The 17,562-nt window shown below is 64.3% G+C and carries 18 protein-coding genes; 6 read left to right on the forward strand and 12 right to left on the reverse strand.

The window, feature by feature from the left end; genetic code table 11:
* Nucleotides 1–35: 35 nt before the first annotated feature.
* Both aceE and ampD read right to left on the reverse strand, forming a co-directional pair.
* A complete protein-coding gene (gene aceE / locus F8A90_RS14875; protein ID WP_166020184.1) occupies nt 36–2,711 on the reverse strand; it encodes a pyruvate dehydrogenase (acetyl-transferring), homodimeric type in 2,676 nt (891 codons plus the stop codon).
* Nucleotides 2,712–3,159: 448 nt separating this feature from the next.
* Nucleotides 3,160–3,771, reverse strand: a complete 612-nt coding sequence (gene ampD, locus F8A90_RS14880; RefSeq protein ID WP_052384569.1) for a 1,6-anhydro-N-acetylmuramyl-L-alanine amidase AmpD — start codon at nt 3,769–3,771, stop codon at nt 3,160–3,162.
* Between the two features lie 171 nt (nt 3,772–3,942).
* Between ampD and nadC the strand changes: the two genes are divergently transcribed.
* The 3 genes from nadC to F8A90_RS14895 all read left to right on the forward strand — a co-directional run bounded on the left by nadC (nt 3,943) and on the right by F8A90_RS14895 (nt 6,508).
* Nucleotides 3,943–4,806 (forward strand): carboxylating nicotinate-nucleotide diphosphorylase, encoded by an 864-nt coding sequence (gene nadC / locus F8A90_RS14885; protein WP_200017707.1) that lies wholly within the window; start codon nt 3,943–3,945, stop codon nt 4,804–4,806.
* A 110-nt stretch (nt 4,807–4,916) separates the two neighbouring features.
* A complete protein-coding gene (locus F8A90_RS14890) occupies nt 4,917–5,576 on the forward strand; it encodes a class I SAM-dependent methyltransferase (RefSeq protein ID WP_166020189.1) in 660 nt (219 codons plus the stop codon).
* 137 nt (nt 5,577–5,713) lie between these two features.
* Complete coding sequence (locus F8A90_RS14895; RefSeq protein WP_200017709.1) at nt 5,714–6,508, forward strand: SDR family NAD(P)-dependent oxidoreductase; 795 nt, start codon at nt 5,714–5,716, stop codon at nt 6,506–6,508.
* Between the two features lie 139 nt (nt 6,509–6,647).
* On the opposite strand, the gene F8A90_RS14900 is transcribed toward F8A90_RS14895, so the two are convergent.
* The 4 genes from F8A90_RS14900 to F8A90_RS14915 all read right to left on the reverse strand — a co-directional run bounded on the left by F8A90_RS14900 (nt 6,648) and on the right by F8A90_RS14915 (nt 9,198).
* Nucleotides 6,648–7,169 (reverse strand): GNAT family N-acetyltransferase, encoded by a 522-nt coding sequence (locus tag F8A90_RS14900; protein WP_233593355.1) that lies wholly within the window; start codon nt 7,167–7,169, stop codon nt 6,648–6,650.
* A gap of 93 nt (nt 7,170–7,262) precedes the next feature.
* Complete coding sequence (gene mtnC, locus F8A90_RS14905; protein ID WP_107335985.1) at nt 7,263–7,943, reverse strand: acireductone synthase; 681 nt, start codon at nt 7,941–7,943, stop codon at nt 7,263–7,265.
* On the reverse strand, nt 7,940–8,536 hold the full coding sequence (locus F8A90_RS14910) for a 1,2-dihydroxy-3-keto-5-methylthiopentene dioxygenase (protein ID WP_200017711.1): 597 nt from the start codon (nt 8,534–8,536) through the stop codon (nt 7,940–7,942). Before F8A90_RS14910 ends, mtnC begins: the two co-directional genes overlap by 4 nt.
* Complete coding sequence (locus tag F8A90_RS14915) at nt 8,533–9,198, reverse strand: methylthioribulose 1-phosphate dehydratase (protein ID WP_200017712.1); 666 nt, start codon at nt 9,196–9,198, stop codon at nt 8,533–8,535. Before F8A90_RS14915 ends, F8A90_RS14910 begins: the two co-directional genes overlap by 4 nt.
* 359 nt (nt 9,199–9,557) lie before the next feature.
* Here F8A90_RS14915 and tsaA point away from each other — a divergent pair, with 359 nt between their 5' ends.
* Both tsaA and F8A90_RS14925 read left to right on the forward strand, forming a co-directional pair.
* Entirely contained in the window at nt 9,558–10,298 is a 741-nt protein-coding gene (gene tsaA, locus F8A90_RS14920) for a tRNA (N6-threonylcarbamoyladenosine(37)-N6)-methyltransferase TrmO (RefSeq protein WP_200020069.1), read from the forward strand.
* 186 nt (nt 10,299–10,484) lie between these two features.
* Nucleotides 10,485–11,063: an NADPH-dependent FMN reductase gene (locus tag F8A90_RS14925; protein ID WP_200017713.1), complete on the forward strand. Its 579-nt coding sequence runs from the start codon at nt 10,485–10,487 to the stop codon at nt 11,061–11,063.
* A 160-nt stretch (nt 11,064–11,223) separates the two neighbouring features.
* On the opposite strand, the gene purC is transcribed toward F8A90_RS14925, so the two are convergent.
* The 4 genes from purC to dapA form a co-directional block, all read right to left on the reverse strand.
* A complete protein-coding gene (gene purC, locus F8A90_RS14930; RefSeq protein ID WP_200017714.1) occupies nt 11,224–11,940 on the reverse strand; it encodes a phosphoribosylaminoimidazolesuccinocarboxamide synthase in 717 nt (238 codons plus the stop codon).
* Nucleotides 11,941–12,134: 194 nt separating this feature from the next.
* Nucleotides 12,135–12,917, reverse strand: a complete 783-nt coding sequence (locus F8A90_RS14935) for an MBL fold metallo-hydrolase (RefSeq protein ID WP_166020199.1) — start codon at nt 12,915–12,917, stop codon at nt 12,135–12,137.
* A gap of 155 nt (nt 12,918–13,072) precedes the next feature.
* Nucleotides 13,073–14,011 carry a hypothetical protein gene (locus tag F8A90_RS14940; RefSeq protein ID WP_054556839.1) on the reverse strand — a complete coding sequence of 313 codons (939 nt, stop codon included), beginning with the start codon at nt 14,009–14,011 and terminating at the stop codon, nt 13,073–13,075.
* The gene (gene dapA / locus F8A90_RS14945) at nt 14,011–14,895 is read right to left on the reverse strand and encodes a 4-hydroxy-tetrahydrodipicolinate synthase (RefSeq protein ID WP_043336386.1); all 885 of its coding nucleotides are present in this window, start codon (nt 14,893–14,895) and stop codon (nt 14,011–14,013) included. The genes F8A90_RS14940 and dapA overlap by 1 nt, the downstream gene beginning before the upstream one ends.
* Nucleotides 14,896–15,342: 447 nt before the next feature.
* Here dapA and F8A90_RS14950 point away from each other — a divergent pair, with 447 nt between their 5' ends.
* A complete protein-coding gene (locus tag F8A90_RS14950) occupies nt 15,343–15,819 on the forward strand; it encodes a peroxiredoxin (RefSeq protein ID WP_200017715.1) in 477 nt (158 codons plus the stop codon).
* A gap of 134 nt (nt 15,820–15,953) precedes the next feature.
* Here the strand turns inward: F8A90_RS14950 and F8A90_RS14955 are convergent, their stop codons facing one another.
* Both F8A90_RS14955 and F8A90_RS14960 read right to left on the reverse strand, forming a co-directional pair.
* Nucleotides 15,954–17,045, reverse strand: coding sequence for an AI-2E family transporter (locus F8A90_RS14955; RefSeq protein WP_043336373.1), 1,092 nt, complete (start codon nt 17,043–17,045; stop codon nt 15,954–15,956).
* Complete coding sequence (locus F8A90_RS14960; protein WP_043336423.1) at nt 17,042–17,308, reverse strand: sulfurtransferase TusA family protein; 267 nt, start codon at nt 17,306–17,308, stop codon at nt 17,042–17,044. The genes F8A90_RS14955 and F8A90_RS14960 overlap by 4 nt, the downstream gene beginning before the upstream one ends.
* Nucleotides 17,309–17,562 lie beyond the last annotated feature (254 nt).

Raw genomic sequence — 17,562 nt, forward strand, 5'->3', positions numbered from 1 at the left:
GAGGGAGTGCCGCTCGCCTGTTCCGCGATCTCCGCTCAGACGTTCAGCGGATTCGGCTTGTTGGGGTCGATGCCGTAGGTCTTGATCGCTTCCGCGACCACCTTGCGGTCGATCTCACCACGATCCGCCAGCGCCTTCAGCGCCTGGACGGTGACGAAGTTGCGGTCGACTTCGAAGAAGTGACGCAGCTTCTCGCGGGTATCGGAACGACCGAAACCGTCGGTACCGAGCACGTGATAGTCAGCCGGCACCCAGGCACGAACCTGGTCAGCAAACAGCTTCATGTAGTCAGTGGCAGCCACGACCGGGCCGTCACGTCCTTCCAGGCACTGGGTGATGTGCGGCTTGGCCGGGGTCTCTTCCGGCTTGAGGAAGGCCTGACGATCCAGTTCCAGCGCTTCGCGACGCAGCTCGTTGAAGCTGGTGACGCTCCAGATGTCGGCGTCGACACCGTAGTCCTGCTTGAGCATCTCGGCGGCTGCCTCGACTTCACGCAGGATGGTGCCGGAACCCAGCAGCTGAACGCGTGCCTTGCCGTCCTTGCCGCCTTCCTTGAGCAGGTACATCCCCTTGATGATGTCCTCTGCGGGCACCGACTCGAGTGCCGGCTGCTCGTAGTTCTCGTTCATCACCGCCAGGTAGTAGAAGACCGGCTCGTGCTGCTCGAACATGCGCTTCATGCCGTCCTGCACGATGACCGCCACTTCGTGAGCGTAGGTCGGGTCGTAGGTACGGCAGTTCGGGATGGTCGAGGCCAGGATATGGCTGTGGCCATCCTGGTGCTGCAGACCTTCACCGTTCAGGGTGGTACGACCGGCAGTACCGCCGACCAGGAAGCCACGTGCCTGCAGGTCGCCTGCGGCCCACGCCAGGTCACCGATGCGCTGGAAGCCGAACATCGAGTAGTAGACGTAGAACGGCATCAGCGGCAGGTTGTGGTTGGCGTAGGACGTAGCCGCCGCCACCCACGCAGACATGGCGCCTGCTTCGGAGATACCTTCCTCGAGGACCTGACCTTTCTGGTCCTCGCGGTAATACATGATCTGACCCTTGTCGACCGGCTCATACTTCTGGCCTGCCGCGGTGTAGATGCCCAGCTGACGGAACATGCCTTCCATGCCGAAGGTACGCGCTTCGTCAGGAATGATCGGCACGACACGCTCGCCGAGGGTCTTGTGCTTGACCAGACCGTTGAGCACGCGTACGAAGGCCATGGTGGTGGACACCTCACGCCCGTTGGAACCCTTGAGCTGGGACGCGAAGATCTTGTCGTCCAGCGGCGGGATTTCCAGCGTTTCGTACTCGGTGCGACGCTGCGGCAGGTAGCCGTTCAGACGTTCGCGCATGAGGTGCATGTACTTCATTTCCGGGCTGTCGTCCGCCGGCTTGTAGTACGGCACTTCCTCGAGCTGTTCGTCGGTCAGCGGAATACCGAAGCGATCGCGGAATGTCTTCAGCGCTTCGTGTTCCATGGTCTTGACCTGGTGGGCTTCGTTGGCCGCTTCGCCATCGCCCATGCCCATGCCGTAACCCTTGACGGTGTGCGCCAAGATGACGGTCGGACGACCATTGGCGTTGTTGACCGCCTCGTGATACGCCGCGTAGACCTTGTACGGGTCATGGCCACCACGGTTCAGACGCCAGATATCGTCGTCTGACATGTCCTTGACCAGATCGGCCGTCTCCGGGTACTTGCCGAAGAAGTGCTCGCGCGTGTACGCGCCGCCATTAGCCTTGTAGTTCTGGTAGTCGCCGTCGACCGCTTCGTCCATGCGCTTCTGCAGGATGCCTTTCTTGTCCTGTTCGAAGAGCGGATCCCAGAAGCGACCCCAGGTGACCTTGAGCACGTTCCAGTCGGCACCACGGAAGACGCCTTCCAGCTCGTCCATGATGCGGCCGTTGCCGCGCACCGGACCGTCAAGACGCTGCAGGTTGCAGTTGATGACGAAGATCAGGTTGTCGAGGTTCTCGCGGCCAGCCAGAGAGATGGCACCCAGGGATTCCGGCTCGTCACACTCGCCGTCACCCATGAAGCACCACACCTTGCGGTCGTACATGGACTTCAACTCACGCGAGTTGAGGTACTTCATGACGTGCGCCTGGTAGATCGCCTGGATCGGACCCAGACCCATGGAGACGGTCGGGAACTGCCAGTAATCCGGCATCAGCCACGGGTGCGGATAGGAAGACAGGCCGTTGCCGTCGACTTCCTGACGGAAGCTGTCCATCTGCTCCTGGCTGAGACGACCTTCCAGGAAGGAACGGGCGTAGATGCCCGGCGCCACGTGACCCTGGATGTAAAGCAGATCGCCTTCGAAATCGCCTTCCGGTGCACGGAAGAAGTGGTTGAAACCTACGTCATAAAGCGTCGCACTGGACATGAAGCTCGAGATGTGACCGCCCAAGCCCTTGTGGGCACGGTTGTTGCGGATCACCTGAGCGATGGCGTTGTAACGGATAAGCGAACGGATACGACGCTCCATGAACAGGTCGCCCGGCATGCGCGCTTCGCGGTGCACGGGGATACTGTTGCGATGGGGCGTGGTCACCGAGAAGGGCACCTGATGGCCATCACGACGCAGGCGGTCGGCCAGGCGTGACATCAGGTACTGGGCACGATCCTCACCCTCACGATCCAGAACCGATTCCAGGGAGTCCAACCATTCCGTGGTTTCGATCGGATCGAGATCTTCTCTTGCCTCCAGACTCATAGACGTCTCTCCGAGTGAAGAAATTTTTTGTCAAACGTTTCGACGAACAGCGATATCGAAACCAGTGGCGCTCTTCAGTGTGGGCACGACCTTCTGAGTGGGTCGCATCTCCGATAGACCTGTCGTGACCGGGTCTTGCCGGCCGTCAATCTCGACGCGCATCCTGCGCCAAAGCAGGGCACAAGATGCAGTCATTTGGCGTGAAAGATACCGCAAACACCCCCGCGTGCCAATTCAGGGCAGCAAGACTCACCGGGCAGGTGCAACGCTTGGCTGCCCCGCGGCAGCACTGGTCTCATGCGCCTTGCGGTCGACACTCATACCCCAGGCTGAGCCGCCCTCGGCGGCCATGATGTAGTAAAACTACCAACGCGCCCCGCCACTGGGCGTTTCCTGCCTGGAGAGGCCTCGCGATGCTGCAATGCATCATCGCGAGGCACCTGCGACCTTAGTCCTGAATGTCGTCCAGCAGGCGATCGAAGTAAGCCCAATCGAAGGCCGGGCCAGGATCCGTCTTGCGCAACGGCGCAATCCGCGCATGCGAGGTGATGCGCTCGCGCGTCAGCGCGGGATAGCTCGCCATCAGACCGGCCACGGTGCGTGCCAGGGTGCGATATTGGACATCACGATAGGGATGCACCTCATCGCCCTCGAGCTCGATGCCGATGGTGAAGTCATTGAGCTCGACACGCTCACGCTGACCGTCATGCCAGCGCGAGCGACCGGCGTGCCAGGCACGGCGGTCGAAGGGCACGAACTGCACCAGGCGACCGTCGCGCTGGATCAGCACATGCGCCGAGACGCGCAGCTGATGGATATCGGCAAAGTAGGGATGGGCGCCGGGATCGAGCTGGTTGGTGAACAGCTGCTCGATGGCCGGGCCGCCGAAGCGTCCGGGCGGCAGGCTGATGGAATGCAGCACCAGCGCCGAGACTTCTCCCTCGGGACGAGCATTGTGATTGGGAGACGGCACCTGACGGGCGCTCTCCAGCCAGTGCTCGGGGGTGACCGCCAGACGCGTCAGGTGGCCCGACCGCGGGGAAGAGGACAAGGGGGGCATCGAAGACTCCAGACGGGAAGGTCGTCGCACGCGGGGACTGACCGCTCGCGTGGCTTTTCCTATAATGGCGCACATTATGGCATGCTCGGCAGCCACGGGTCTGTGCCACTGCCTCGGCACACGGACAGACCCCGGCACCGGCAGCACTCTTCGCACAAGGATCAGACGCGCATGAACTTCCACGACGCCCTCGCCGAGGATATCCGTACCAGCGCCGCCCGCCTGCTCGCCGAGGATGTCGGCGGTGGCGATATCACTGCCGAATTGATTCCGGAGCGCCAGTGGGCCAAGGCGCGCGTGATCAGCCGTGAACCGGCCATCCTATGCGGTGTGCCCTGGGTCGATGAGCTGTTTCGTCGCCTCGATCCGCGCGTCAGCCTCAAGTGGCTGGCCAGCGACGGTGATCGCCTCGAGGCCGACGCGCCCTTCCTGGAGCTGGAAGGCCCGGCACGCTCGCTGCTGACCGGCGAGCGCGCGGCGCTCAATCTACTGCAGACGCTCTCCGGCACCGCGACTCGCGCCAACCACTATGCCTCGCTGGTCGAGGGCAGTGGCGTGCGCCTGCTCGATACCCGCAAGACCCTGCCGGGCATGCGTGTCGCGCAGAAGTATGCCGTCAGCTGCGGTGGTGGCCACAATCATCGCATCGGTCTCTATGACGCCTTCCTGATCAAGGAAAACCATATTGCTGCCTGTGGCAGCATCGCGGCAGCGGTGCGTGAGGCGCGCGACATCGCCTCCGACGTCACCTGCGAAGTGGAAGTCGAGAATTTCGAGGAGCTGGCCCAGGCACTGGATGCCGGTGCCGACGTCATCATGCTCGACAACTTCGACAACGATCAGCTCATCGAGGCCGTGGCGCGCAACAAGGCGCATGCCAAGCCGGCCGTGCTGGAAGCCTCCGGCAACGTCAGCGAGTCGACCCTGCCGGGTATCGCCGCCACCGGCGTGAATTGCATCTCGATCGGCGCGCTGACCAAGGACGTGACCTCCATCGACCTGTCGATGCGCATCTACACTGTCGAGACCCGCTAGCCAACGACAGGGGAATGCCTCCCTGCTGGCCAGCTCCTGTCCTGCAGAGATCGCCGCTGACGCCGGCCCATCTGTCACGACGCATTGCCATGCCGCCAGGGAGGCGCCCCATGTCCCCGCCATCTCCTCATCAGCCGCCGTCTGAAGCCCCCAGGGCATCAGGCGGCGGCTGGCAGACGCGCCGCTGGAGTCTCTACGCGCCGATCTATGACCGTGTGGCCGCTCGCATCCTGCGCTCCGCGCGGCGCGACGCCATCGCGACCCTGGATATCCAGGCGGGCACCCGCGTGCTGCTGCTCGGCGGCGGCACCGGGCTCGACCTGCCTTTCCTGCCCCGCGACATCGAGCTCGAGGTGATCGACGCCTCCCCCGCCATGCTGAGCCGCTGTCGCGAGCGCGCCGAGACGCTGGGCTTCGATGCCAACGTCAAGCCGGGCGACGCCATGGCGCTCGACTTCCCCGATGGCTATTTCGATGTGGTCATCGCCCACCTGATCATCGCCGTGGTGCCCCAGCCTCAGCGCGCCTTCGATGAAGCGCTGCGCGTGCTGGCCAGCGATGGCGAGCTGTCGCTACTCGACAAGGGCCTGCGCGGCAATCGCCCGGCCGGGCGACTGCGTCGTCTGCTCAACCCACTGGCCCGGCTGGTGGCGACCAATCTCAATGTGCCACTGGACAACCTGCTGGAGGGCCATGCGGTGCAGCGACTCGAGGACCGCGACCTCGGCCCCGGCGGGGCGTTGCGCCACATGCACCTGCGCAAGATCTGATCTGCATCGCCACTCCCCCTTGCATTGTGCGCCCGGCATCGCCACTCAGTGAGAACACCCGGATGACGAAAGCGACACGGCGCATGGCATCGGCCTGGGCTCTCGTCCCCGTCGTCGCTTCCTGCAAGGAGGTTTGCATGCAGATTGATCTACGCGGCCGCAGCGCCATCATCAGTGGTTCCACTGCCGGTATCGGCTTCGCCATCGCCACGGGGCTTGCCCGTGCAGGCGCCAGCGTCACCTTGACCGGCCGCACCCAGGCGCGTGTCGATGAGGCCGTCGCCAGCCTCAGAGACAAGGTGCCCGGCAGCGAGGTACAGGGCGTGGCCGCCGATCTGGGCACTCGCGACGGCTGTGACACGCTGATTCACGCCGTACCGGACACCGATATCCTGATAAACAATGTCGGCATCTTCGCCCCGCAGGATTTCTTCGACACCGATGACGACACCTGGGAGCAGTTCTTCCAGGTCAACGTGATGTCGGCAGTGCGCCTGTCCCGCCACTATGCACGTGGCATGAAGGAGCGCGACTGGGGCCGCATCCAGTTCCTGTCCAGCGAATCGGCGCTCAACATCCCCAGCGAGATGGTCCACTACGGCATGACCAAATCCGCGGTGCAGTCCGTCTCACGCGGGCTCGCCAAGGTGCTGTCCGGCACGCAGGTCACCGTCAACGCCATCCTGCCGGGGCCGACCCGCTCCGAGGGCGTGCTCGAGATGCTCAAGCAGAACGCCGAGGAGCAAGGCAGGTCACTTGAAGAGGTCGAGGCCGACTTCGTCAAGCAGGCCCGCCCGAGCTCCATCCTGCAACGCCTGGCAAGCCCCGAGGAAGTCGCCAACATGAGCGTCTACGCTGCCTCCGAGCAGGCCAGCGCCACCACCGGCGCCGCACTGCGCGTGGAAGGTGGCATCGTCGATACCATGGCGTGATCGATCTGATCACGCGGCATGACTGACACACTGCCAGACGCAACACCGTGCCAGACGCGACACCATGCCAGACACAAGACGCCCCCGCCGGATGACCGGCGGGGGCGTCTTCATTTCCGATATCACCGTGACGCACGCGTCACTCGTCGAGGCGTTTCTCGAAGCGCTCGCGCTTGAGGCAGATGCCATCCCGCTTGACGTGCTCAAGCCCCAGGCTGTGCCAGCCACGGCGGGCCAGGCCCGGCGACAGCGTCAGACTGGCCTCCAGACTCATCACGCGCACCTTGCGCTCGCGCAGGTCGCGCTCGGCCGCCGCCAGCAACTGGCTGCCGATGCCCTGCCTCATCAGACTCGGATAGACGTAAAGCATCTCGATGCGCGCCAGCGGCCATTCGGGGGCGTACTCGCAGAAGCCGATGCAGCGACCATCACGCTCCGCGACCAGCACCTCGAAGCGATGCTGACGCGCGGCCCAGCGTTCGGCGTCGCGCGGGACACGCGCGGCCCACTGCTGTCGCTGCTCCAGATCATAGTGGCCGGCAGCGCCCTGCATGACGGCCTGGTAGAACACCTCGGCCTGGTCCGCGGCATGCTGCGGCTGCGCCGGCACGATATGAACACGCTCCCTGGCCACTTCACGGCTATCGGTCTGGCTGTGCAATCGTTCGTCCTCCTTGTGTCCTCGAACGAGGACGATGTACTCATGGAAAACCTGACAGGCTCATGGCAGACACCTGTCACTGAAGCGTCCCGCTCAACCGCTGAAGGAAACCTCATCGAAGCGGCTGGCCCGGGGGTGATCTCCCGTGACCATGTCCGGCTCTCGCACCAGCTGCCAGGTATGGAAGCCGGCGGCAGCGGCAGCGTCCAGCTCGGCGACGACATCCGACAGGAACAGGATCTCCGCGCCCGGGATGCCCAGCTGACCAGCGATGCGGCGATAGCTCTCGGCTTCCTGCTTGGGGCCCGTGGTGGTGTCGAAGTAGCCGGCAAACAGCGGAGTCAGATCGCCGACATCGGAATGCCCGAACAGCAGCTTCTGGGCCTGGATGGAGCCTGAAGAGTAGACATACAAGGACAGTCCGCGTTCCTTCCAGTCACGCAATCCCTTCACGGCATCGGGATAGACATGGCCGGTGAAGTCGCCGTCCGCGTAACCCTGCGCCCACACCATGCCCTGCAGCGCCTTGAGCGGCGTGGCCTTGCGGTCGGCGTCGATCCAGCCTTCCAGAATGGCGATCACGGCCTCGAGATCGGCCTTCGGTGCCTCGGCCAGCTCACGGGTGGCGGCCAGCTGCTCGGCGACGTCCTCACGCTCGGCGTTGGCGCGCACGAAATCGCCCAGGTTGGCGCGCGCATAGGGGAACAGCACCTGATGCACGAAGCGAATCGATCCGGTCGTGCCCTCGATGTCGGTGACGATGGCGCGAATCATGCGGACTCCTGGGAATGCGGGGCGGCGGACTGGGTGAAATGCTCGGCCAGCGCTTCATGACGCGGGAAACGGGCGGCGATGTCATTGTCGGTGAAGTTGGCGATCCAGCCTTCCGGATTGGTGAACAGGCGGATGGCAGTGAAGTCCGGCGTCGGCCCCATGTCGAACCAGTGCGGCGTGCCGGCCGGCACGGCGATCAGGTCATCCTTCTCGCAACCGACCGCCAGCACACGCTCGCCCAGATGCAGGTAGAAGATACCGCTGCCGCGCACGAAGAAGCGCACCTCATGCTCTGCATGGCGGTGCTCATCGAGGAACTTGCCGCGCAGGGTGTCGCGGTCAGGGTGATCCGGCGTCAGGCCGATCACGTCGGCGGTGACGAAGCCGTTCTCGGACTTGAGGCGCGCGACATCGTCGGCGTAGGCCGCCAGCACCTGCGTCTGGTCGGTGGGATCACTCATCTCGCAGCCCGCCGTCCAGCGCTCGAAGCGAATGCCTTCGGCCTCGAGTTCGCTGGCGATCTGCGCGCCATCATTGGTGATCAACTGCGGACGCGAGGCGTCCTGCTCGGCGTAGATGGCCAGAAAGCTCATCGCTGTCTCCTCAGTTCCAGTTCACAACCCATCAGGAAATCGAGCGCTTCGACATGGCGGCGACAGGCCGTCATGCTGCTGGCCCAGGTATAGAGGCCATGGCCGCGAATCAGGTAGCCGTGCAGACCGGCATCGGCGGCCAGCCGGGCGCGCACGTCCAGCGCCAGCGCATCGATATCCTGAGTATTGTCGAAGACGGCCAGACGTACCGCCGTCTCATGACTCTTGACGCCTTCCAGCGCCTTGTTGAGCTCGAAGCCCTCCAGGCTCAGGGTGTCGCCCTCATGGCACAGCGACAGCACGGTGGCGGCCCTGGAGTGGGTATGCAGTATCGCCCGGGCGTGGGGCAGGTCTTCGTAGAGCTGACCATGCAGGCGCGCCTCGTCAGAGGCCTTGCGGGAAGTGCCCTGTAGCCTGACGGCAAAATCGCTGACCAGAATGTCGCCACTGGTCAGGCGGCCCTTGTGGCAGCCCGAGGCGGTGACCGCCATCAGGCGATCACTGAGACGACAGGAGAAGTTGCCACCGGTGGCCGGTACCTGCCCGGCAGCGTCCAGCGCCTGACCGGCCTCGATCAACTGTTGGCTCGCCAGTGCAAGGCGGTCGAGGTCCAGTGTCGACGGCAGGCCATCGGCAGCGGCAATGGCGATAGGGTCTGACATGATCAAAATTGCCCTCAAGAGTCGCGCGGGGCATTCACGCCCCGTCGCCAGCATCACGATTCAGCGCCATGCGGCGCTGCTCTCGCGGCAGACTACACAAGCCGACCCAGTGAGACCAGTCATGCCGTGCGACGACAGGCATGGCATCATGGCGGCCTGGAATGTCACACGACATTCTGCGCCATCATCACTTCAGCCTCTGCCACGGTCTTGCCATGTCCTCTTCCGATCAGCCCGCCAGCCCCCACTCGACCGCCGACACGGCCGAGCGCCCGATGAGCGATGCCGCACTGGCCAGACGCCTGCCGCTGCTGCCCCCTCATCTGCGTGAGCAGGCCGCGGCGCTGGGGCAACAGGCCATGCAGCCGGTGGGCATCATCGAAAGCTGCTACCCGGACAAGTTCGGCATTCCCCGCCAGCCAGGGCTGGCGCGCCACGCCACCGCCATCCTGCATCTGCTGCCGCCCTTCGATGACCCGGACTGCGTGCGCGACATCGAGGGTTTCAGCCATCTGTGGGTCCATTTCCTGTTCCACGCCAGTCCCACACGCTGGACGCCCTTGATCCGCCCGCCGCGCCTGGGGGGCAATGCGCGCACCGGCGTCTTCGCCTCACGCAGCACCCACCGCCCCAACCGACTGGGGCAGTCAGTAGTCGAACTGGCAGGCGTCGAGACGGCGGTCAACGCCACGCCGGATGGCGGGCAGTCGGGCAAGCGCAACGGCGTGCGCCTGCTGCTGCGCGGTCACGACCTGCTCGATGGCACGCCGGTGATGGATATCAAGCCGTATCTGCCGTGGGTCGATGCCGTGCCCCAGGCACGTGCCGGCTATGCGCCTGCGCCGCCGCCGCGTCACAGCGTCGTCTTCAGCGCACTGGCCGAGCAGACACTGGCGGCCCGGGCTGACAGCGCCACGCTGCGCGCACTGATCGAAGAAGTGCTCGCCCAGGACCCGCGCCCCGCCTATCACGCCGCCAGGCCCGCCGATGGCAAGCGCCAGTATGGCGTGCGGCTGGTGGACGTGGATGTGCGCTTCACGGCCCGCACGCAACCCGATGGCTCCTTGACGATGGAGGTCGCGGCCATCATGGCCGTCTGATCAAGCCCCTGCGCGGGTCAGAGCAGCGCCTTGCGCAGTGGGATCAACGCCTTGCATGGAGCGGATCGAAGGATTGCGCGCGCCAGATCAAGACAATGCCAGATTGGATTGGCAAACCGTCACGAGACCCGACCATACTGGGCGTGCGTTCCTTCATCTCCACTCGTTTCACCGGGAGTCCGCCGCATGAGTATCCGTCTGCTTGCCTTTGCCGCCAGTACCCGCAAGGCCTCCGTCAATCGACGCCTGATCGAGCGCCTGGCACACCACGCCCGACAGGAAGGTGCCGAGGTCAGCCTGCTCGACCTCAACGACTTCCCGATGCCGCTCTACGATGGCGACAGCGAAGAGGCCAATGGCCGTCCCGCCAGTGCCGACCGCCTGCAGGAGATGCTGGCCAGCCATCAGGGGCTGTTGCTGGCGACGCCGGAGTACAACGGCTTCTTCAGCCCGCTGCTCAAGAACACCTTCGACTGGTTGTCTCGTCCGGCGGCGGACGGCCAGAGCGGCATGGACGCCCTGCGCGGCATGCCGGTCGGCATCGTCTCGGCCTCACCCGGTGCCATGGGCGGCATGCGGGCGCTGCCCTTCGTGCGCCTTTACCTGAACAACCTCGGCATGCTGGTCGCGCCCCAGCAGATCGCGGTATCGCGTGCCGGAAATGCCTTCCACGAGGACGGCAGTCTCGATGACGAAGGCCAGGACCACGCCCTCGCGGCTGTCGCCCGCCAGGTGATCGATCTGGCCAGCCTGCGCGCCTCCTGAAGCGCCACGCCGCTTTCCTCACAGCTACGCTCCCGGGCAGACAATTGCCCCTGCCAAACACGAACGGCCCCCTGCCAGTGGCAGGGGGCCGTCCTTTGACACACTGTCTGTGACGTCAGAGCGTCAGTGCATCACCTCAGACCTGGCCTCGGATTCAGGCTCAGGCCGAGAAATCGATACCGATGCGGCGACCGACTTCCTCGTAGGCTTCGATCACGCCGCCCAGCCCCTGACGGAAGCGGTCCTTGTCCAGCTTCTCGCGCGTCTCGGCATCCCACAGACGGCAGCCGTCCGGCGAGAATTCGTCACCCAGCACGACCTCACCCTTGAAGACACCGAACTCGAGCTTGTAGTCGACCAGCAGGATGCCGCCATCGAGGAACAGCTGCTTGAGGATGTCGTTGACCTGGAAGGTCAGTTCCTTGGCGCGCGCCAGGTGCTTGGGCTCTGCCCAGCCGAAGGTCTCGACCAGCGACTCGTTGATCATCGGGTCGCCCTTCTCGTCGTTCTTGAGGAACAGCTCGAAGGTCGGCGGATTGAGCTCGATGCCTTCCTCGACACCCAGACGACGCACCAGTGAGCCGGCGGAGATGTTACGCACCACGCACTCCACCGCCATCATGTCGAGACGCTTGACCAGGCACTCGTTGTCGCTGACCAGACGCTCGAAGTGGGTCGGGATACCGGCCGCCTTGAGTTTCTCCATGATGAAGGCATTGAACTTGTTGTTGACCATGCCCTTGCGTTCCAGCTGCTCGATACGCTTGCCGTCGAAGGCGCTGGTATCGTCGCGGAATTCCAGCAGCAGAAGATCCGGGTCGTCAGTGACGAAGACGGATTTGGCCTTGCCAGCGTAGAGCTCTTCACGCTTTTCCATGAGATTCCCCCTGATGACGCTAGACGCGTCGAGTGTTGAGGCGGTCGACGATGAATCGATCACGCTTGAGTCTGTCACGCCCAGTCGAGAAGGACCGTGGCGTTGGTGTATGGCGTGATTCGAGAGCTGTCCATCTGGTCAGCTCATCCAGAATCACAAACGCCCGATCGCGAAGCGACCGGGCGTCATGAATATCAGGCGATGGCCTGCCAGCCAAAGCCGCTGTCCTGCGCGGCGATGATCAGGCGACTATCGTCATCCGCAAGCCAGGGGGCCAGTGCCTCCCGGGCCAAGGACGGATGGTTGTTGCTCTCCGACAGATGCGAGGCCACCAGCCGTTGCAGGCGCGACAGCCCCAGATGGGGCAAGGCGGCGCATGCCTGGGCATTGGCCAGATGGCCGAGCCGCCCCCCGACCCGCCGCTTGAGGCTGGGCGGATACGGCCCGCTGGCCAGCATCTGCGGGTCGTGGTTGAACTCCAGCACCAGACCATCGCAGTCGGCAAAGCAGCTCAGCACGTGCTCGCTGACGTGACCGAGATCGGTCAGCACGCCCAGACGCCGCGTGGCCGTCTCGCCACGTCGACTGAACACGAACTGCACCGGCTCGCGCGCATCGTGGGGCACCGTGACCGGCAGAATCTCGAGATCCTTGATCGCGAATTCCTGCTGCGGCGTGATCAGATGGCGACTCGGCAGCGTGCCCAGCTTCTTCGCGCGCCCGGCAAGCCAGGTGCCGGTGGTCAGATGCACCGGCACAGCGTGGCGACGCGCCAGCGGCCCCACGCCGCTCAGGTGATCACCATGTTCATGGGTGACCAGCACGGCGTCCAGCTGCGAGGGATGCACGCCAAGGCGCGCCAGACGGGCCTCGGTCTCCTTGAGGGTGAAGCCGCAATCGACCAGCACCAGTGCCTCGCGGGTACGGATCAAGGTGCCATTGCCCTTGCTGCCGCTGCCCAGCGAAGCCATCGCCATCACGCCTTGAGCGCCGTCACTAGGCCCACGGGCGGCCGTCAGGCCAGCCGCCAGCGTCCCACTGCCTGCCACCGGGAGGGGGATCTGAAACGACGCAGCCGCCTCACCCGACGAGTCGTCAGATGAGGCGGCGCAAGGCGTGTCGAGCCACATGCTCAGCGCAGTGTCGACGCCACGGCGTCGAGCAGCTCACGCGCCAGTGCCGGCGTGGTCTCTTCACCATCGGCACGGGTCGCCGTGACCAGGGTGTGGTCATTCTCGGCGCGCAGCTTGAGTACCATCGGCACCGGGTCACCATCGCCGCCGATACCCAACCAGCCGCCATCACGCTCTTCACGCGGGATGTAATCGACCATGAACTCGCCACGCGAGCGGTCCTGATCGGTCAGCGTCTGGTAGTCGGTGTTGAAGTTCTTCTGCAGCTGATAGAGCAGCTCGGCCCAGCTGCGCTCGGTATCCAGCGCCAGATCGACCTGCCAGGTGCCATCGCGGCCTTCCAGGCGCACACGGTCATCACGACTGAGCGACTGGGCTGCCAGCGAGACACCGCTATCGGCGGAAGACGCGGCCAGATAGCCGCTCAGCGCGTTCAGGCAGCTGCCGGCGACATCGCCGCCCTGCTGACAACGCACTTCGGAGGCATCGGCACGCAGCCCCTGGCTGACACTGATGATGCCCTGGGCCGTGGTGATCTCGCCCTTGCCGGCATCGATGCTCTGCACATCGAGGCCCTGATCGCGCACGAAGGACTGCAGACGCGTCCATACCGCCGCCGGCGCGGCGTTCACGGCCAACCAGCGGGCGTCGCCGCTCTGACGCATGGCGACGAACTCACGCCCGCCCTGCTCGCTGGTCGCCAGTGGCTGGGGACGCGGTGCCTCGAAGTCGTCGCTGGCCAGGAAGTCACTGCTGGCCTGCGGCACCGGCATGGAATCCTGGTAATCACCACGATTGATCGTGTCCGGCAGCTCCAGCGGCGGCGCGATGCTGGCATCGGCATACTCGCTGTTGCGATCGTAGTAGTAGCCATCACTGGAACAGCCTGCGACCGCGAGCGCCGTCAGCAGGGCCAGTGGTACGAAACGCTGACTCATCAGTTGAGCACCTCGGCCAGTTGCAGTGCTTCCTCGACCGTGGAGTGATACTGCTCGGACAGCCAGGTCAGCGGCAGACGCACGCCGGATTCCGGCGACAGGCCCATGCGGTGCATGGCGAACTTGACCGGGATCGGGTTGGACTCGACGCCCATCGCGGAGTGCAGGGGCATCAGGCGCGTGTTGATCTGGTGGGCGCGTTCGGCATCGCCGGCCACGGCGGCTTCACACATCTCGTGCATCAGGCGCGGCGCGACGTTGGCCGTCACGGAGATATCGCCGTGACCGCCCATCAGGATGAAGTCGCAGGCGGTGGGGTCATCGCCGGAGTAGAGCGCGAAGTCGGTGCCCTTGAGGCGGTCGATCAGTTCCTGACCGCGCTCCAGGTTGCCGGTGGCATCCTTGAGGCCGACGATGTTGTCGAGTTCGGCGAGGCGGAAGACCGTCTCGTTGTAGATATCGGAACAGGTACGACCCGGCACGTTGTAGAGAATGACCGGAATACCGGCCTGCTCGGCGACGGCCTTGAAGTGCTGGTAGAGCCCTTCCTGGGTCGGCTTGTTGTAGTACGGCGCCACGGAGAGGCAGTAATCCGCACCGACTTCCTTGGCGTAGCGCGCCAGTTCGACCGCTTCGGAGGTGGCGTTGGCGCCCGTGCCGGCGATGACCGGAATCTTGCCGGCGACCGTCTCGACCACACAGCGGATGACATCGAAGTGCTCCGCGAAGGACATGGTGGTCGGCTCGCCGGTAGTGCCGGCGGCGACGATGGCATCGGTGCCATTTTCGAGGTGGAAGGCGACCAGCTGGCGCAGGGCGTCCCAGTCGATCTCGCCGGTGGCCTTCATCGGGGTCGCCAGTGCGACAATGCTACCTGTGATCATCCCTCGAATTCTCCTCTGGTGCCTGATGCGCCAGGCGTGTCCCTGCGCTGTTGAAACAACGGATTTCGGGGACAGACATCTGACATAAATTGGTTGACGCAGGACTCTGATTGCGTGGGCACGCCGACACGCGAGTCGCGTCAAGGGTGATGATGTTACAAAGACCATCGAAGCCTGTACAGACGCCATCTGCACCGGTTGTGCAAAGCGGTGGATTCCCTCGCCTGTCCATGGGGCAGATGCACGGCAGATGGGCGCGATGGCGTCGGTCGCCAAGACGGTGAAACACAAGAGTTCTGCCCTGTCTTTGACAAGTCAGGACGCCCTGCGTGTAATGCAGGACACGCCGCAGAAGCGGGCAAGCGCGATGCCCATCACTGCCGGTTTTTTTCATCATTCTTGACTGTCAGCCGCCACATGGCCGCCAGTCATCGCCAGGAGAGCACGATGAGCGTCAGCCTCGGTCAGCCAATTCCCGACTTTACCGCCCAGGCCACCAGTGACACCGAAGTCACTCCGGCCAGCCTCAAGGGCAAGCAAGCCGTCATCTATTTCTACCCGAAGGACCACACGCCGGGCTGCACCACCGAAGGCGGTGACTTCCGCGACAACCTCGAGGAATTCGAAGCGGCCAACACCGTGATTCTCGGCGTTTCCCGCGACAGCCTGCGCACCCACGAGAACTTCCGGGCAAAGCAGGGCTACCCGTTCGAGTTGATCAGCGACCCGGACGAGACCCTGTGCAAGATCTTTGACGTCATTCACATGAAGAAATTCATGGGCAAGGAAAGTCTCGGCGTGGTGCGCTCCACCTTCCTGATCGACGCCGACGGCAATCTGGCGCGCGAATGGCGTGGCGTGAAGGTCAAGGGCCATGTCGAGGAAGTGCTGGAAGCCGCCCGCGAGCTCAACGCTGAACGCTAGTCTCGAATGGCAGCAGCTCGAGTGACAGCTGTCCGTGTGACAGCAGCTCGTGGAGAAACAGCTGAGCAGAGTGCGCCTGTGCGCCAGCCGCCTCAGCCATGAAAAAGCCCCGCCGATTGGCGGGGCTTTTTCGATCAGGCGCTCTTGTCCGCGACCCGATTCTCCTCGGCGCGCGCCCGGCGCGGCCAGGCATAGAGCAGCGACTTCATCAGGGTCGCCAGCGGGATGGCGAAGAATACCCCCCAGAAACCCCAGATTCCGCCGAAGAACAGCACCGCGAGGATGATCGCCACCGGATGCAGATTGACCGCTTCAGAGAACAGCAGCGGCACCAGCACGTTGCCATCCAGGGCCTGGATGATGCCGTAGGCGATCATCACGTACATGAAGGTATCGCCCAGCCCGTAATGGAAACCGGCGACGGCAGCAACCGGCAAGGTCGCCCCTGCCGCGCCGATGTAGGGAATCAGCACCGAGAAGCCGACCACGATCGCCAGCAGCGCCGAATACGGCAGCCCGAAGGCGACGAAGGTGACGTAGCTGACGCCGCCGACGATGACGATCTCGATCACCTTGCCGCGCACGAAGTTGGCGATCTGGTCATCCATCTCGTTCCAGACCCGACTCATCAGCAGGCGCTTGCGCGGCAGCAGCGCCAGCGTGAAGTCCACCAGCCGCTCGCGGTCCTTGAGCATGAAGAACACCAGGATCGGCACCAGCACCAGGTAGATCACCACGCCCATCAGGTTGCCCAGCGACGCCAGCGACAGCGATACCGCGCGCTGCCCGAACTGGGTCAGCTCTCGTCCGGCGGCGCCGACCCACTGCTGGACCTGCTCCGGGGTGATCAGGCCGGGGAAGCGCTCCTGAAGCTCGCCCAGCCAGCGCTGCCCAGAGGCGAACATGCCGGGAATCTCCTGGATCAGATTGGCCAGCTGATGCCAGACCAGCGGCAGCAGGATCAGCGCACTGGCCAGCATGATGCCCATGAACACCAGCGTCATCAGGCTGACCGCCGCCAGGCGTGGCAGGCCGCGGCGCTCCATCCAGCTCACGCCGCTCTGCAGCAGGAAGGCGACGATCAGGGCGGTGAAGAATGGCGCCAGCATGCTGCCGAGCAGAATGACGGCGGCGAACACCAGCACCAGCACCAGAAACAGCACCACCGCCTCCTCGTCGGAGAAATAGCGCTCGATCCAGCCACGCAACAACGTCTTCATGGTCATGACGGATCTTCCTCGCACAGCGCCTTGATCACGAAGCGATAATCGCCCTCTGGCGTCTCTTCCCGCGAGACCAGCGCGTGATCGCTCAGCGCCAGATAGGCAGGAATGTCGCCCCAGGCGCCGGCGTCGCTGGCGAGGACCTCGAGTTGCTCGCCGGCACTCATGCCAGCCAGTTTGAGCTTGGTGCGCAGCAGCGGCAACGGACAGTGCAGGCCGCGCGCATCCAGCGTCTGCAGGTGGGTATCGGCCGTGGAGTCAGCCATCGGATTCGCAGTCTCAGCGCCAGGTCGTTCGAATGCCATCTGCCCTTCCGTTCTCGTTATGATGTTCTGCCGCACGCCATGGAGGGTGCAGCTTGAAAACGCCCCGATTTAAGGGCACCTTGCCTGACAAAGCAACTTTCCGCCCTGCGCGGCTGCGTCTTGCCCGGCCTCACGCAGGGCCGCCAACGCCAGTGCGGCGCCCGGCAATCCTGTGGGCCGACCGCACCTTGCGCCATATCGAAGAGGATTGCCTG

This window comes from Cobetia sp. cqz5-12, from assembly GCF_016495405.1.
In the GTDB taxonomy this organism is placed as follows: domain Bacteria; phylum Pseudomonadota; class Gammaproteobacteria; order Pseudomonadales; family Halomonadaceae; genus Cobetia.